The organism is Microbacterium sp. sgz311019 (assembly GCF_056135325.1).
On the sequence record NZ_JBWAXO010000002.1, the window covers coordinates 340,905 to 356,283 of the forward strand.

A 15,379-nucleotide genomic window follows, 5' to 3' on the forward strand; every position below is an offset into this window, starting at 1 on the left:
TGTTGTCCTCGTCTGAACATAGTGACGCCCGCGGCTGACGGACACCACATCGGTGAGTGCGCGTCACCGGCGGTGCAGCCTTCGCTCGAGCTCGGTGGCGGCGGCTTGGACGAGCGGGGCGATGGTCGCCACCGCCCCTCCCCGCAGCACAAGCGGGCCGGCCGCACCCCGCGACAGGGGCGCGGCCGCATCCTGTGCCGTTTCCTCGGGCCACGTGACCGCGACCGCCGCGAGCGGCCAGCCGTTGTGGTCTCGCACCGCCACGCCGACCGATCGCAGGCCGAGGGTGACCTCGCCGTCCTCCGTCGCGAAGCCGTCGGCGCGCACCTGACGCAGCGCCTCGCGGAGATCGCCCGGACGAGCGGGGCCGCGACCCGTGCGATCGGCGAAGGCCGACGCATCCGGATAGAGGGCCCGCACCTGCTCGCGGGGAAGCAGCGCGAGCATCGCCCGCCCCGTGGCCGTGAGGTGCGCGGGAAGGCGCACGCCGACGTCGGTGACGAGGGCAGGGCGCCGGGGCGCGCGCTCCTCGACGACGTACAGCACGTCGCGGCCGGTCATCACGGCGAGGTGCGCGCTCTCGCCGGATCGGTCCGCGAGTGCGGCGATGAGAGTCCGGCCCAGGCGGGCGATCGGCTGCTGCCGCGAGTACCCGCCGGCGAGCTCGAACGCGGCGGTGCCGAGACCCCAGCGGCGGTCCTCGGGAAGGTGGACGACGAAGCCGTGCTGCTGCATCGAGCCGAGCAGGTGATAGACGCTGGAGCGCGGGATCCCGAGCGCCGCCGACATCGTCGCGGCCGCGACCGGGCCCGGCTGGCGGGCGAGATAGGCGAGGATGCGGAGGGTCTGGTCCGCCGCCGGCACCTGAGGCGGGCTGTCTGGCATGGCAGACACAGGATGCCACGAACCGCTCGCGCCCGGTAGTGGCGCGGTGTGGAATCGGCTTATGACTTCCGCCCCCGTTCTCCGCACTGTCCTCGTGGGTGCCGCACCGCTCAGCCCTGCCGACGTCGTCGCCGTCGCGCGCCATGACGCCGCGATCGAGATCGCCGGCAGCGCGCTGGAGAAGGTCGCCGCATCCCGCGCCCTCGTCGATCGCCTCGCCGACGACCCCCACCCGCACTACGGGATCTCGACCGGCTTCGGGGCGCTCGCCACGAAGTTCATCCCCCTCGAGCGCCGCATGCAGCTGCAGGCGAGCCTCATCCGCTCCCACGCCTCCGGAACCGGGGCCGAGGTCGAGCGCGAGGTCGTCCGTGCGCTGCAGCTTCTGCGCCTGCAGACCCTCGCGACCGGCCACACGGGCGTGCGCCCGGTCGTCGTCGAGACCTACGCCGCCATGCTGAACGCCGGCATCACGCCGATCGTCCGCGAGTACGGCTCGCTCGGATGCTCCGGCGACCTCGCGCCGCTCGCCCATGTCGCGCTCGCGGCGATGGGGGAGGGCCGCGTGCGTGACGCCGAGGGCGTCGAGATGGATGCCGCCGAGGCCTTGGCCGCGGCATCCATCGTCCCGCTCGAGCTGCGCGAGAAGGAGGGCCTCGCCCTCATCAACGGCACGGACGGGATGCTCGGCATGCTGCTGCTCGCCCTGCACGACCTCGGCGTGCTGCTCGACACCGCCGACCTCTCCGCCGCCCTGTCGGTCGAGAGCCAGCTCGGCACCGACGCCGTCTTCGCGGCCGATCTGCAGGCGCTGCGCCCCCAGGTCGGGCAGGCCGAGTCGGCCGCGAACCTCCGCGCGTTCCTCGCCGACTCGCCGATGGTCGCCAGCCACCGCGGCCCCGAGGACGGCCGCGTGCAGGACGCGTACTCGCTGCGCTGCTCGCCGCAGGTGCACGGCGCTGCACGCGACACGATGGCCCACGCCGCCCTCATCGCCGGGCGCGAGCTGGCCGCCGCCGTCGACAACCCCGTCCTGACCGACGACGGCCGGGTCGAGTCGAACGGGAACTTCCACGGCGCGCCGGTCGCGTACGTCCTCGACTTCCTCGCCATCGCGGTCGCCGACGTCGCCTCGGTCTCCGAGCGCCGCACCGACCGTGCGCTGGACCCCGCCCGAAGCCACGGCCTTCCGCCGTTCCTCGCCCACGAGGTCGGCGTCGACTCGGGTCTCATGATCGCCCAGTACGCCGCGGCCGGGATCGTCTCGGAGCTCAAGCGCCTGGCGGTCCCCGCATCCGTCGACTCGATCCCGTCGTCCGCGATGCAGGAGGACCACGTGTCGATGGGCTGGGCCGCGGCCCGCAAGCTCCGTCGCGCGATCGACGGGCTCTCGCGTGTGCTCGCGGTCGAGGTCATCACGGGATGCCGCGCGCTCGACCTGCGGGCACCCCTGCAGCCCGGGCCGGTGACGAGCGCCGTGCGCGACCTCGTCCGCACCGAGGTCGCCGGCCCCGGCCCCGACCGCTTCCTCTCGCCCGACATCGAGGCCGTCACGGCGCTCGTCATCTCGGGCGCCATCGCCACGACCGCACTCGGCTCTGCCACGAAGGAGTGAACACCATGACCACCGACACCCGCACCGTCCGCGCCCCGCGCGGCGCCGAGCGCACCGCGAAGAGCTGGGGCGCCGAGGCCGCCAAGCGCATGCTCATGAACAACCTCGACCCCGAGGTCGCCGAGCACCCCGAGGACCTCGTCGTCTACGGCGGCACCGGCCGCGCCGCGCGCAGCTGGCAGGCGTTCGACGCCATCGTCCGCACGCTCGACGAGCTCGAGCCCGACGAGACGCTGCTCGTGCAGTCCGGCAAGCCGGTCGGCGTGTTCCGCACGCACGAGTGGGCGCCGCGCGTGCTCATCGCCAACTCGAACCTCGTCGGCGACTGGGCGACCTGGCCCGAGTTCCGCCGCCTCGAGGACCTCGGCCTCACGATGTACGGCCAGATGACCGCCGGCTCGTGGATCTACATCGGCTCGCAGGGCATCCTGCAGGGCACCTACGAGACCTTCGCGGCCGTCGCGCGTTCGCTCGGTCGCGACTCGCTGAAGGGCACGCTGAGCCTCACCGCGGGCGCCGGCGGCATGGGCGGCGCCCAGCCGCTCGCCGTCACGCTCAACGACGGTGCGGTGCTCATCGTCGACGTCGACGAGTCGCGCCTCGCCCGCCGTGTGGAGCACGGCTACCTCGACGAGTACACGACCGACCTCGACACGGCCATCGCCCGTGCCGTCGCGGCCAAGGACGCGGGCGAGGCCCGCTCCGTCGGTCTCGTCGGAAACGCCGCCGCGGTCTTCCCCGAGCTCCTGCGCCGAGGGGTTCCGATCGACATCGTCACCGATCAGACGAGCGCGCACGACCCGCTCGCCTACCTGCCGCTCGGCATCGCGTTCGAGGACTGGAAGGATGCGGCGGCCGCCGACCCCGAGGGCTTCACCGAAAAGGCGCGCGCGAGCATGGCCGCACATGTCGAGGCGATGGTCGGATTCATGGATGCGGGCGCCGCCGTCTTCGACTACGGCAACTCCATCCGCGCCGAGGCGCAGCTGGGCGGGTACGACCGCGCGTTCGCGTTCCCCGGCTTCGTGCCCGCCTACATCCGCCCGCAGTTCGAGTCGGGCCGCGGCCCGTTCCGCTGGGTGGCGCTGTCCGGCGACCCCGAGGACATCCGCAAGACCGACCGCGCGGTCGCAGAGCTCTTCCCCGAGGACGCCTCGCTGCACCGCTGGCTCGAGAAGGCCGGCCAGGCCGTGCACTTCGAGGGGCTGCCCGCGCGCATCTGCTGGCTCGGCTACAAGGAGCGGCACCTCGCCGGCCTGAAGTTCAACGAGATGGTCGCCTCCGGGGAGCTGGCCGGCCCGATCGTGATCGGCCGGGACCACCTGGACTCCGGGTCGGTCGCGAGCCCGTACCGCGAGACCGAGGCGATGAAGGACGGCTCCGACGCGATCGCCGACTGGCCCCTCCTGAACGCACTGCTCAACACGGCCTCGGGCGCTTCCTGGGTCTCGATCCACCACGGCGGCGGTGTCGGCATCGGGCGCTCCATCCACGCCGGACAGGTCACCGTCGCCGACGGCTCCGCGCTCGCCGCCGAGAAGATCGAACGCGTGCTCATCAACGACCCCGGCACGGGCGTCATGCGCCACGTCGACGCCGGCTACGAGCACGCGAAGGACGTCGCCCGCGAGCGCGGCCTGAAGATCCCGATGCTGGACGCCTGAGGTGAGCGTTCGAGCTCGGCTCGACGAGATCGCCCACATCGGGCGCGACCCGGTGCGAGGCGGCTACTCGCGGCATCTGCTGGATGAGGCCGACCTCGCGCTGCGCGACTGGTTCCGCCGGTCGGCGCAGTCGCTGGGCCTGGCCGTCGAGCAGGACGGCAACGCCAACCTGTGGGCCTGGTGGGGCGAACCCGGAATGGATGCCGTGGCCACCGGCAGCCACCTCGACTCGGTGCCCGGCGGCGGCGCATACGATGGGCCGCTGGGGGTCGCGTCCGCGCTCGAGGCCGTGGCGCGGCTGCAGGCGGAGGACTTCCGCCCGGCCCGCCCCCTCGCCCTGGTCGTGTTCGCCGAGGAGGAGGGCAGCCGCTTCGGCCTGCCCTGCCTCGGATCACGGCTCATGGTGGGCGCGTCGGAGCCGGCAGCCGTGCGCGCCCGGGCGGATCGCGACGGCGTGACGGTGGACGAGGCGTGGACCGCCGCGGGATTCGACCCGTCGACCATCGGCCCCGACCCCGAGCGCCTCGGGCGCATGGGCGCCTTCCTCGAGCTGCACGTCGAGCAGGGCGTCGATCTGGAGGATCGCGGGATGCCGCTCGCCACCGCGTCCGCCATCATCCCGCACGGCCGCTGGCGCCTGATCGTCGACGGCGAGGGCAACCACGCCGGCACCACGCCCATGGCCGGGCGTCATGACCCGGTCGTCGCGCTCGCGGAGGTCGTGCTCGCAGTGCGCGACACCGCCGTCGCGGCGGGGCCGGCCGCCCGGGCAACGATCGGCCGCATCGCGGTGACACCGAACGGCACGAACGTCATCGCGGCGCGCGCCGAGGCCTGGCTGGACATCCGCGCGGCCGCGGACGACGATGTGCGCACCATCCTCGCCGATACCCTCGCACGCGCGGAGGTGCTCGTCGCAGCCGAGGGCTGCGCGCTGACGGTGGTCGAGGAGTCGTTCTCGCCGATCGTCGCGTTCGACGCGGCTCTCACCGACCGCGTCGCCGGAATTCTGGGCGGCGTGCCCGCCATCCCGACCGGAGCCGGTCATGATGCCGGCATCCTCGCCCCCTCCGTGCCCACCGCGATGATCTTCGTGCGCAACCCGACCGGTGTCTCGCACGCGCCCGGGGAGGGCGCCCGCGACGAGGATTGCGAGGCCGGAGCGGCGGCGCTCGCCGACGTCCTGCGGGAGCTGGCATCGTGACCGCCTTCCACTGCGGGCTGGCCCTGATCGACGGCCGCTTCGAGCAGGGGGTCCGCATCGAGACCGACGGCGGGCTCATCACGGGCATCGACCTCAACACGGTCGCCCAGCCCGGCGACCGCGGCCTCGTCGCCGTCGTCCCCGGGTTCGTCAATGCGCACTCGCATGCGTTCCACCGCAGCCTCCGTGGTCGCACGCACGACGACGGCGGCGATTTCTGGCAGTGGCGCGGCCGCATGTACGCGGAGGCCGCGGCGCTCACCCCGAGCGGCTACGGCGAGCTCGCGACGCCCGTGTTCACCGAGATGCGGGATGCCGGGTACACCGCGGTCAGCGAATTCCACTACGTGCACCACCGGATCGACGGCACGCCATATGCCGCGCACGACATGGAGATCGCGCTCGCGGAGGCCGCCACCGCGGTGGGCATCCGGCTGCTGCTGCTCGACACCCTCTACCTGCGCGGCGGGATCGGTGCGCCGCTCGCTCCCGAGCAGCTGCGGTTCGGCGACGCCGATGTCTCGACGTGGCTCCGTCGCTGGCACTCCCTGCGCGATGCGCTCGCTGCGTATCCGCTCGTGAGCCTCGGTGCGGCCGTGCACTCCGTGCGCGCCGTCGAGCCGGCCGACCTGTCCGCGGTCGCCGCGGGCCTGCCGCAGGAGGTGCCGCTGCACGTGCACGTCTCCGAGCAGACCGCCGAGAACGAGCAGTGCCTGGCGGCCTACGGCGTCACCCCGACCGCGCTGCTCGCGCGCCACGGGCTCGTCACCGGGCGGCTGTCCGCCGTGCACGCGACGCACCTCACCGGCGAGGACATCCGGCTGCTCGGCGACGCGGGCGCGACGATCGTCATGTGCCCGACGACCGAGGCCGATCTCGGCGACGGCATCGGCCCGGCGCCCGAGCTGCTGGCCGCGGGCGCGCGCCTGGCCGTCGGCTCCGACCAGAACGCCGTGATCGACCCGTGGGAGGAGGTCGCCCGCCTCGAGCTCGACCAGCGGCTGCGCCTGCGGCGCCGCGGCATCTTCTCTCCTGCGCAGCTGTGGCACGCGGGATCCGGGACCGCGGGTCTGCGCGTCGGCGCTCCCTTCGACGCGGTCGAGCTCGACCTCGGATCTCCGCGCGTGAGCGGCGCGGACCTGAACCAGCTTCCCCTCGTCGCCCGCGCGGGCGACCTCACCGCGACGATCGTGGCCGGCCGCGTCACGCGCCCCCAGGAGAGATGACATGCTGATCACGAACATCGGCGAGCTGACGACGAACGTGCCGTCGGGCGATGACCGGCTCGGGACCATGACGGATGCCGCGGTGCTGATCGAGGGTGGGCGCATCGCGTGGGTGGGACCCGCGGCCGACGCACCGCACCGCTCCTCGACGGGCACGGAGACCGACGTGGTCGACGCCGCGGGCCGTGCTGTCATCCCCGGCTTCGTGGACAGCCACGCGCACCTGGTGTTCGCGGGAGACCGCGCGGACGAGTTCGAGGCGCGCATGTCGGGAGTGCCCTATGCCGCGGGTGGCATACGCCGCACGGTCGCCGCGACGCGTGCCGCCTCCGACGACGCGCTGCGCCGCAACCTGCGCCGGCTCGTCGACGAGTGCGCCCGCCAGGGCACGACGACGATCGAGGTCAAGACCGGCTACGGGCTGACCGTGCATGACGAGGCCCGCGCCGCGCGGCTCGCCGCCGAAGTCACCCCGGAGGTCACCTTCCTCGGCGCGCATGTGGTGCCGGCAGAGTATGCCGACGCCCGTGAGGACTACGTCGACCTCGTCACCGGGCCCATGCTGCGTGCCGTCGCGGCGCACGCGAAGTACATCGACGTGTTCTGCGAGACCGGCGCCTTCACTCCTGAGGAAGCCCGGCGGGTCCTCGCCGCAGGCATCGAGCACGGCCTCGTGCCGCGTATGCACGGCAACCAGCTCGGCCCGGGGGAGGGCGTGCAGGTGGCCGTGCAGATGGGGGCGGCATCCGTCGACCACTGCACCTACCTGAGCGACGACGACGTGGCGGCCCTCGCCGGATCGGACACCGTGGCGACGCTCTTGCCGGGCGTCGAGTTCTCCACGCGCTCGCCGTACCCCGACGCGCGCCGTCTCATCGATGCCGGCGCGACCGTCGCGATCGCCAGCGACTGCAATCCCGGGTCGTGCTTCACGAGTTCGATGCCGCTCATGGTCGCCCTCGCTGTGCGCGAGATGCGGATGACGCCGTCCGAGGCGGTCTGGGCCGCCACCGCCGGGGGCGCCCGGGCGCTGCGGCGCGACGACGTCGGAGCGATCGCCCCCGGGATGCGCGCCGACCTCGTGCTGCTCGACGCGCCGACGCGCGTGCACCTGGCCTATCGGCCCGGTGTGCCGATCATCGACAGCGTCTACAAGGACGGCGTGCGAGTCGCCTAACGGGGGACGTCCACCTGCCACTCGACGGGCTCGACCGCGTCGATGGCGGTCCACTCGGATGCATCGAGATCCCACGCGAACCGCGCGATCGCGCACGTCGGCATGTGCTGGATGCGCTCCTGGGAGAGGTCGGAGGCCAGATCCGTGATCCCGGGATTGTGCGCGACGAGAATCACGGATGACGCCCCGGCAGCTCCGGCGTCGCACACGGCCGCCAGCAGCGTCGAGCCCCACGCCGCGTAGAGACGGCGCTCGAGAGTGACCGCCATCCCGAACTCGTCGGCGAACGCCTGGGCGGTCGTGCGAGCCCGGAGGGCCGTGGACGACAGGATGACGTCGGGCACGAACCCGTCCTCGGCGAGACGCGCGGCCATCACCGGCGCATCCCGCGCACCGCGGTGGTTGAGGGGCCGGTCGTGGTCGGCGAGGCCCGGCGATGACCAGTCCGACTTCGCGTGGCGGACGAGGGCGAGCCGGATCATGTGACGTACACCCACGCGGCGTGGCCGCTGGAGAGCATCACGCGGTCGCGGCGGTAGAGCTCGACCTGGTACTCGTCGGCGGCTTCGACCTCTTCCTCCGTGAGGTGCAGCACGCGTCCCGGCACGCGGTCCAGGCGATTGCCGGTCGCGCGCACCACCGGGTGGATCGAGAGGCCGGAGACATCGGTCCCGCGCGGATCGTCGACCTCCACGTAGTCGACCGTGTATCCCGGCAGCCAATCCAGCTCGCCGTGGACGAGGCGGCCGAAGAGGTCGAGCTGCACGTCCGGCTGCTGGAGGTTCCCGTACGAGAAGAGCAGCTGGTCGACTGGGGCGTCGGTCACGTGGCCAGGGTACCGCCCGCTCAGCCCGACACGCCCAGGAGGGCTTGCGCGATCGTGTAGATCCCGAGGCCCGCGATGGCACCGACGATCGTGCCGTTGAGACGGATGTACTGCAGGTCGCGGCCGACCATGAGCTCGATCTTCTCCGTCGTCTCCGCGGGGTCCCACCGCTCGACGGTCTCGGTGATGATCGAGGCGATGTCGTGCCGGTAGCGATCGACGAGGAGCACGGCGGTCTCGGCGACCCACGTGTCGACGCGGGTCTGGAGTGCGGCATCCGTCGCCAGTCGCTCGCCGATCTCGGCGACCGCCTCGGCGGCGCGACGGCGCAGGCCGCTCTGCGGGTCGGCGAGCGAGATGAGCAGTCCGGCCTTCGCCGCGTTCCACGCCTCTCCGGCGAGCGCGCGCACGCGCGGGGAGTCGAAGACGGCCAGCTTGGCATCCTCGACGCGGCCGATCATCGCAGGATCGTGCTGCAGGTTGTCGGCCAGGCGGGCGAGATACCCGTCGATGGCGTGCCGGGCGGGATGCTGCGGGTCGGCGCGCACCGCTCGGGCGAAGGTCTGCGCCTCCTTGTACACCGTCTCGTCCACGAAACGGTGGGCGATGGAGGGCACCCAGCTCGGCAGCCGGCGCGAGACGAGTCCGTCGAACGCCACCTTGTTGTTGTCGAGCCACGTCGTGATGGAGTCGACAGCGAGGTCCACGGCGCCACGGTGGGCGCCCGCATCCACCACCCGCTCGAGCCATTCGCCCGCCGGCGGCCCCCATTCCGGCGCGAGCAGGTGCTCGCGCGCGAGGCCCTCGAGCACCTCCTGGACGTCCTCGTCGCTGAGCGCGCGCAGGATGCCGGCGGCGGCTCCGGATGCCTCGGCGGCGACCCGTTCCGCGTGCTCGGGCATCTGCAGCCATTCGCCGAGGCGGCGGGCGACCGGTGTGCCCCCGATCTTCGTGCGCACGACCTCCGCCGAGAGGAAGTTCGTCTCGACGAATTCGCCGAGCGTGCGTCCGATCTCGTCCTTGCGGGTCGGGATGATCGCGGTGTGCGGGATGCGGATGCCCAGCGGGTAGCGGAAGAGCGCCGTGACCGCGAACCAGTCGGCGAGAGCGCCGACCATGCCGCCCTCCGCCGCCGCGCGGACGTACGCGAGGCCCGGATAGCGGCCCTCCAGCGCGAAGGCGAACACGAAGACGATCGAGAGCGCGATCAGGGCGCCGAGGGCGATGCCCTTCATGACCCGCAGTCCCCGCAGACGTTCGCGGTCGGCGGGGCTCAGCAGGGCGGTGGGTGTGCGCGCCATGCCGTCATCCTGCCATGCGAGGCGGGCGGTACCCTGTCCCCGTGATCGAGGACATCAAGAAGCGCGCCCTGCATCGCACGGCGATCATCGAAGGCCAGGTGCGCGGGCTCGCCCGGATGATCGAGAGCGAGGAGTACTGCATGGACATGATCGGGCAGTCCCGCGCGATCCAGAAGGCGCTGGACTCCCTGAACAAGCTCCTCCTGGAGAACCACCTCCGCACCCATGTGTCGCACATGTTCGAGCACGGCGGCGAGCAGCGCGAGCAGGCCGTCGCCGAACTGCTGAAGGCGTTCGACTTCGAGACCCGCTCGTAGGGCTCAGCCGATCCGGGCGGGGCGGGCCCACTCCTCCCCGCGGACGTGCTGCGCGAGGAACGCGAACACGGTGTCGTACCAGACGACCGCGTGCTGGGGCTTCAGCACCCAGTGGTTCTCGTCCGGGAAGTACAGGAAGCGGTGCGGGCTGGACCCGTCGGCGCCCGCGTAGCGCTCGTTGAGTTCCGACCACAGCCGCAGGCCTTCGCCGATCGGCACCCGGTAGTCGCGGTCGCCGTGCACCACGAGCATCGGCGTGCCGATCTCGTCCACGAACCGGTGCGGCGAGTTCTCCTCCATCGCCTCCGCGGTGAAGATGCTCTGCCAGTACGGCGAGAAATCGGTCGTCGGGCCGAACTGATCCAGCGACCACAGGCTCGCGTGCGTCACGATGCCGCGGAACCGGTCCGTGTGCCCCGCGACCCAGTTGGCCATGTAGCCGCCGAACGATCCGCCCATGGCCGCCGTGCGCGTCTGGTCGATGTCCGGCCGTGCGACGACCGCGTCGGTGATCGCCATGAGGTCGGTGTACGGAGCAGCACCCCAGGCGTTCCACCCGCGGCCGATGAAGTCGAGGCCGTATCCCGTCGACAGCGCCGGATCGGGCAGCAGCACCGCGTAGCCGCGTGCGACGGCGAGCTGGGGATTCCAGCGCCAGCTCCACGCATTCCAGCTGTGGAGCGGTCCGCCGTGGATCCACAGCAGCAGCGGGGCCGGCGCATCCTCCGTCGCCTCCGGCGGCAGCATGAGCCAGCCGCGCACGCGGGCTCCGTCGGCCGCGGTCGTCTCGACCTCGACCATCGTCGCGGGTGCCTCGAGCAGCGCGACGGGCGCGGCGAGCACGGTGACCGTGCCGTCACGGCCGATGCGGACCGGATGCGGCGGCGTCATCCAGTTCGAGCGGAGGGCGACGACATCGCCGGTCGTGCGGTCGACGTGCGCATCCGTGTAGGTGAAGTCGTCATGTGTGAGCCGGTCGACATCCGAGCCGTCGAGCGGGATGCGGAAGATCGGACCGCGACCGTCCTCGTCGGCGGTGACGATGAGCGCGGCATCGTCATGATCGAAGGCGACGGAGGTCGGCCACCGGTCCCACGCCTCGGCGATCCGCCGCGACGACGAGCCGTCGAGGCCGGCGACCCAGAGCTCCATCTGCGATGGTGCGGACGGGTTCGGCTTGGCCGTCCGCACGAACGCGATCCGGACGCCGTCGGTGCTCACGGCCGGGTTCTCGATGTCGAAGCCGTGCTCGTCGCGCAGGACGGTGAGCGCGCCCGTGGCGGTGTCGATCGACACGAGCCTGATCCGCTCGTCGTAGCCCTCGCGGACGACCTGCGCCACGATCGCGCGGGTGCCGTCGGGGGTGACGGCCGCGGACGAGACGGAGGTCGGGTGTCCGGGCCGCGGTGTCAGATCGCGGGGGCGGGGGAGGGATGCCGGGTACGGCTCGGGCTTGTCGCCGTCCTCGTCATCGGCCGCATCGTGCCGCACGCCGACCTGCTCCTGCAGCGCACCCAGGTCGAGGGCGAGCAGGTGCTGCTCGGCGGGTCCGAGGTCGTGGTCCCAGGACCGCACCGGATACGCCTCATGCAGGATGGCCGACACCTTGTGCTTGGTGCGCTCGGCGTGCAGCTTCGCGTGCTCCTCGAGCACACCGTCCGCCGCGGGAAGGAGCGCCGCCGTGATGAGGACCCGGTCGGAGCCCTCCGCCACGGCCGCGATGCCCTCGACGCCTCCGGCGATCGCCGTCACGGGGCGCGCCTCGCCGCCGCTCGCGGGAAGCAGCCACACCTGCCCGCCGGCATCCTCACCGTCCCCGTCGGGACGCGCGGACACGAACAGCACGTCGCCGTCGGCGGTGAACGCGGGAGAGGATTCACCCTTGGCGGAGCGGGTGAGACGGACGGCTCCGGAACTCCCGTCGGCGGGGATCGCCCACAGCGCGCGCTCGTAGCCGGTGCCGTCCTTCTTCAGGGTGGCGATCGTGAGCACGGCACGCGTGCCGTCGGGGGAGAGGGCGAGGCCCTCGATCCGGGGAAGTGCGATGTAGTCGTCGAGGGAATCGAAGGGGGTCGCCATTCCGCCACGCTATCGCCGTGGGATGCTGGGCGCATGAGCCTTCCCCAGGATCTTCCGCGGGCCGACATCGACCCCGACGGACTGCTGGAGTACTCGGTCGTCTTCACCGACCGCTCCCTGAACCACATGTCGGCGCGCTTCATCCGCACGATGCAGCAGACGCTCGACATCCTCCGGACGACCTACGCCGCCGACAGCGTCGCGCTCGTGAACGGCGGCGGCACGTACGCGATGGAGGCCGTGGCCCGGCGGATCGCCAGCGGGCGACGTGTCGTCGTCGTGCGCAACGGCCTGTTCTCCTACCGCTGGTCGCAGATCCTCGAGGTGGGAAGCATCCCCTCCTCGATCACGGTGTGGGCGGCGCGGCCCGATTCCGACGCGCATCAGGCGCCGTGGCGTCCGGCGCCGATCGACGAGGTCGTGGCCGCCATCCGCGCGGACCACGCGGAGGTGGTCTTCGCGCCACATGTGGAGACGGCAGCGGGGATGCTGCTTCCCGACGAATACGTGCGCGCGCTGGCCGATGCGGTCCACGGGAACGGCGGCCTGCTCGTCCTCGACTGCATCGCCTCCGGCGCCATGTGGGTCGACATGGCGGCCCTCGGCGTGGACGCGCTGCTGAGCGCACCGCAGAAGGGATGGAGCGGCACCCCCGGGGTCGGCTACGTGATGCTGAGCACCGAGGGGCGCGCCGCTGTCGAGGCGGGCGCGGCGACGAGCTTCGCGGCCGACCTCGGCACGTGGCTGAAGATCTCGGATGCGTACCGCGACGGCCGGGCCGCGTACCACGCCACGATGCCGACCGATTCGATCCTGCACAACCTCGGGCAGATGGTGGAGACCGCCGGGCAGCTCGCGCGGCTGCGCGGGGCGCAGGTGTCGCTCGGCACCCAGGTGCGGGAGCTGCTCGCCTCGCGCGGGCTGCCGTCGGTCGCGGCATCCGGATTCGACGCCCCGAGCGTCGTCGTCGTGCACGCCGATGATCCGGGCCTGCGCACCGGCGCGCGGTTCGCCGAGCAGGGCGTGCAGGTCGCCGCCGGCGTGCCGCTGCACTGCGGCGAGCCCGAGACGTTCTCGACGTTCCGCGTCGGGCTGTTCGGCCTCGACAAGCTCGGCGACGTCGACGGCACGGTCGCCCGCCTCGCCGCCGCGCTCGACCGGATGGGTCTCTAGGCGGGAGGCCCCAGCAGCGCGTTGGCGGCCGTGGAGTGGGCCGACTCGGGGTCGGAGGGGTGGAACATCCCCGCCATCACGTCGCGGTAGAGGCGGCTGAGCTCGTTGCGCGAGAAGTACGACGATCCGCCGGCGACCAGCATCGCCTCGTCCACGACGTGCTTGGCCATGGTGACCGCGCGGTGCTTGACGCCGGAGAGCAGCGGGAACCACCGCATCCCGTGATCGATCGTCGCGTCGACATCCGCGCACAGCGATGCGAGCTGCAGCGGCAGCGCGTCGTAGGCGATCCCCATCCCGGCGATGCGCCAGCGGATGTCGGGGTCCTGGCTGAGCGGCATCCCGGTCTTCTTCGAGGTGCGGCGGGTCGCCGCATCCACCGCCAGCTCCAGGGCGCGGCGCGCGATGCCCGTGTAGACCGAGGCGAGCAGCAGCTCGAACACGCTGAAGATGCCGAACACGATCGGATCAGCGGACGGCCCGGGATCGATGCGCCGCACGACCTTGTCGGGGAGGGCGACGACGCCGCCCAGCTCCGTCGTGCGGCTCTGCGTGCCGCGCATACCGAGGGTGTCCCAGTCGTCGCGCGTGCTCACCGCACCGGTGCGCGGGACGAACGCATAGACGAGCTTCGGCCCGTCGGGCGACGTGGTGTCCAGGCCGTGCAGGCCCAGCTGGGTCCACACCGGCGCGAGCGACGTGAAGATCTTCGTTCCCGTGAACACATAGCCGCCGTCGGGAAGGGGCACCGCATCCGTGTCGCTGCCGAAGAGGACGAGATCGTTGCCCGCCTCGCTGATGCCGAAGGCGAACACCTCTCCGGCGACGGCGCCCTCCTGCACGAAGCGCAGGGAGTCGACGCCCCGGTCCGCGAGGACTTTCGCGACGCCCGTCCAGACGAGGTGCATGTTGACGGCGAGGGCCGTCGCGGGTGCCGCGCCGGCGAGCCGCAGCTGGAGGAGAGATGCCTCGGCGAGCCCGAGTCCCGCGCCGCCCAGGTCCGTCGGGACCAGGATCGACAGGTAGCCGGCGGCCTTCAGGTCGGCGAGGTCCTCGTCGGGGAACGTGTTCTCGCGGTCGTGGACGGCGGCGCGCTCGCGGAAGCGCGCGAGCAGGTCGTCGGGCAGGATCGCGTCCGGGTCGAATGTCATGGCAGAACCTCCATCAGCGCATCGATCGTGGCCTCAGGGCGGTCGCGGTGCAGCGAATGGCCCGCGCCCTCGACGACCGACATCGTCACGAGCGGGTTCTGCAGCACCTCTGCGGCCGTCGCGCCGGTGAAGATGCTGAAGACCGCCGGGTCGGCTCCCAGCACGTGCGTGGGGACCGAGAGGCGGGATGCGGGCTCCCGCACGTCCCACGTCTCGTTCTGGGCGCTCGTCTCCTCGACCATCCAGCGGCTCGCGGCGCGGGTCGACGCGGCCTTCAGCTCGATGTCCAGCTCGTGCCAGTGCGGGTGCGCGGCGCGCACGGCGTCGGCGCTCGGGTCGGCGAACGACTCCTCCTGGCCCTGACGCACCTGGGCGCGGCCCTCGGCGCTGAGGTGGACCGCCGGGTCGACGAGCACGAGGCGGCGCGTCCACTGCGGGTGATCGGCGCTCGTGAGCACCGCGGCCGCACCGCCGAGGGAGTGCGCGATGACGAGATCCCAGGGCGCGCCGTCATCCGGGTGCACCTCGGCGACGTCGGCGGCGTAGGCCTCGAGTGTGCAGTCGAGCGCGCGCGGCGCCGCTCCATGGCCGCGCAGGTCGACGGCATCCGCCCGCCATCCGGCATCCGCGAGGGCGACGCCGTAGCGCCACATGAGCGCACCGTCGGATCCGAGCCCGTGGATGAGGAGCGCCCGGCGCTGCGCATCCGGATGGCCCCACGAGATGCGGGGAAGGGCGAGGGGGAAGGGCATGGCCCGACT

The 15,379-nt window shown here is 72.4% G+C and carries 14 protein-coding genes; 7 read left to right on the forward strand and 7 right to left on the reverse strand.

Going from position 1 to position 15,379, the window contains the following annotated elements; translation table 11 throughout:
• Nucleotides 1-63: 63 nt before the first annotated feature.
• Nucleotides 64-885 carry an IclR family transcriptional regulator gene (locus AC0NZN_RS04475; RefSeq protein ID WP_474591060.1) on the reverse strand — a complete coding sequence of 274 codons (822 nt, stop codon included), beginning with the start codon at nt 883-885 and terminating at the stop codon, nt 64-66.
• A gap of 61 nt (nt 886-946) precedes the next feature.
• Between AC0NZN_RS04475 and hutH the strand changes: the two genes are divergently transcribed.
• Genes hutH through hutI form a run of 5 tightly spaced genes read left to right on the forward strand, consistent with a single transcriptional unit; the run spans nt 947 to nt 7,771 of the window.
• A complete protein-coding gene (gene hutH / locus AC0NZN_RS04480) occupies nt 947-2,500 on the forward strand; it encodes a histidine ammonia-lyase (RefSeq protein ID WP_474591061.1) in 1,554 nt (517 codons plus the stop codon).
• Nucleotides 2,501-2,505: 5 nt separating this feature from the next.
• Complete coding sequence (hutU, locus tag AC0NZN_RS04485) at nt 2,506-4,164, forward strand: urocanate hydratase (RefSeq protein ID WP_474591062.1); 1,659 nt, start codon at nt 2,506-2,508, stop codon at nt 4,162-4,164.
• A gap of 1 nt (nt 4,165) precedes the next feature.
• Nucleotides 4,166-5,368 carry an allantoate amidohydrolase gene (locus AC0NZN_RS04490; RefSeq protein ID WP_474591063.1) on the forward strand — a complete coding sequence of 401 codons (1,203 nt, stop codon included), beginning with the start codon at nt 4,166-4,168 and terminating at the stop codon, nt 5,366-5,368.
• A complete protein-coding gene (locus AC0NZN_RS04495) occupies nt 5,365-6,594 on the forward strand; it encodes a formimidoylglutamate deiminase (protein WP_474591064.1) in 1,230 nt (409 codons plus the stop codon). The genes AC0NZN_RS04490 and AC0NZN_RS04495 overlap by 4 nt, the downstream gene beginning before the upstream one ends.
• A gap of 1 nt (nt 6,595) precedes the next feature.
• Complete coding sequence (hutI, locus tag AC0NZN_RS04500) at nt 6,596-7,771, forward strand: imidazolonepropionase (RefSeq protein WP_474591065.1); 1,176 nt, start codon at nt 6,596-6,598, stop codon at nt 7,769-7,771.
• On the opposite strand, the gene AC0NZN_RS04505 is transcribed toward hutI, so the two are convergent.
• Genes AC0NZN_RS04505 through AC0NZN_RS04515 form a run of 3 tightly spaced genes read right to left on the reverse strand, consistent with a single transcriptional unit; the run spans nt 7,768 to nt 9,898 of the window.
• The gene (locus AC0NZN_RS04505; RefSeq protein WP_474591066.1) at nt 7,768-8,253 is read right to left on the reverse strand and encodes a SixA phosphatase family protein; all 486 of its coding nucleotides are present in this window, start codon (nt 8,251-8,253) and stop codon (nt 7,768-7,770) included. The two genes, hutI and AC0NZN_RS04505, sit on opposite strands and share 4 nt — an antisense overlap.
• Nucleotides 8,250-8,597 carry a gamma-glutamylcyclotransferase family protein gene (locus AC0NZN_RS04510; RefSeq protein WP_474591067.1) on the reverse strand — a complete coding sequence of 116 codons (348 nt, stop codon included), beginning with the start codon at nt 8,595-8,597 and terminating at the stop codon, nt 8,250-8,252. Before AC0NZN_RS04510 ends, AC0NZN_RS04505 begins: the two co-directional genes overlap by 4 nt.
• Before the next feature lie 20 nt (nt 8,598-8,617).
• On the reverse strand, nt 8,618-9,898 hold the full coding sequence (locus tag AC0NZN_RS04515; RefSeq protein ID WP_474591068.1) for a DUF445 domain-containing protein: 1,281 nt from the start codon (nt 9,896-9,898) through the stop codon (nt 8,618-8,620).
• Nucleotides 9,899-9,939: 41 nt separating this feature from the next.
• Between AC0NZN_RS04515 and AC0NZN_RS04520 the strand changes: the two genes are divergently transcribed.
• Nucleotides 9,940-10,215 carry a metal-sensitive transcriptional regulator gene (locus AC0NZN_RS04520; RefSeq protein ID WP_474591069.1) on the forward strand — a complete coding sequence of 92 codons (276 nt, stop codon included), beginning with the start codon at nt 9,940-9,942 and terminating at the stop codon, nt 10,213-10,215.
• 3 nt (nt 10,216-10,218) lie between these two features.
• On the opposite strand, the gene AC0NZN_RS04525 is transcribed toward AC0NZN_RS04520, so the two are convergent.
• Entirely contained in the window at nt 10,219-12,294 is a 2,076-nt protein-coding gene (locus AC0NZN_RS04525; RefSeq protein ID WP_474591070.1) for a S9 family peptidase, read from the reverse strand.
• A 33-nt stretch (nt 12,295-12,327) separates the two neighbouring features.
• Here AC0NZN_RS04525 and AC0NZN_RS04530 point away from each other — a divergent pair, with 33 nt between their 5' ends.
• Nucleotides 12,328-13,467: an aminotransferase class V-fold PLP-dependent enzyme gene (locus AC0NZN_RS04530; protein WP_474591071.1), complete on the forward strand. Its 1,140-nt coding sequence runs from the start codon at nt 12,328-12,330 to the stop codon at nt 13,465-13,467.
• On the opposite strand, the gene AC0NZN_RS04535 is transcribed toward AC0NZN_RS04530, so the two are convergent.
• A complete protein-coding gene (locus tag AC0NZN_RS04535; protein ID WP_474591072.1) occupies nt 13,464-14,618 on the reverse strand; it encodes an acyl-CoA dehydrogenase family protein in 1,155 nt (384 codons plus the stop codon). The two genes, AC0NZN_RS04530 and AC0NZN_RS04535, sit on opposite strands and share 4 nt — an antisense overlap.
• On the reverse strand, nt 14,615-15,370 hold the full coding sequence (locus tag AC0NZN_RS04540) for an alpha/beta fold hydrolase (protein ID WP_474591073.1): 756 nt from the start codon (nt 15,368-15,370) through the stop codon (nt 14,615-14,617). Before AC0NZN_RS04540 ends, AC0NZN_RS04535 begins: the two co-directional genes overlap by 4 nt.
• Nucleotides 15,371-15,379: the final 9 nt, after the last annotated feature.

Coding starts and splice junctions, on each gene's coding strand:
- AC0NZN_RS04475 (WP_474591060.1), bottom strand. CDS start 885: ATGCCAGACAGCCCGCCTCAGGTGCCGGCGGCGGACCAGACCCTCCGC.
- hutH (WP_474591061.1), top strand. CDS start 947: ATGACTTCCGCCCCCGTTCTCCGCACTGTCCTCGTGGGTGCCGCACCG.
- hutU (WP_474591062.1), top strand. CDS start 2,506: ATGACCACCGACACCCGCACCGTCCGCGCCCCGCGCGGCGCCGAGCGC.
- hutI (WP_474591065.1), top strand. CDS start 6,596: ATGCTGATCACGAACATCGGCGAGCTGACGACGAACGTGCCGTCGGGC.
- AC0NZN_RS04505 (WP_474591066.1), bottom strand. CDS start 8,253: ATGATCCGGCTCGCCCTCGTCCGCCACGCGAAGTCGGACTGGTCATCG.
- AC0NZN_RS04515 (WP_474591068.1), bottom strand. CDS start 9,898: ATGGCGCGCACACCCACCGCCCTGCTGAGCCCCGCCGACCGCGAACGT.
- AC0NZN_RS04525 (WP_474591070.1), bottom strand. CDS start 12,294: ATGGCGACCCCCTTCGATTCCCTCGACGACTACATCGCACTTCCCCGG.
- AC0NZN_RS04530 (WP_474591071.1), top strand. CDS start 12,328: ATGAGCCTTCCCCAGGATCTTCCGCGGGCCGACATCGACCCCGACGGA.
- AC0NZN_RS04535 (WP_474591072.1), bottom strand. CDS start 14,618: ATGACATTCGACCCGGACGCGATCCTGCCCGACGACCTGCTCGCGCGC.
- AC0NZN_RS04540 (WP_474591073.1), bottom strand. CDS start 15,370: ATGCCCTTCCCCCTCGCCCTTCCCCGCATCTCGTGGGGCCATCCGGAT.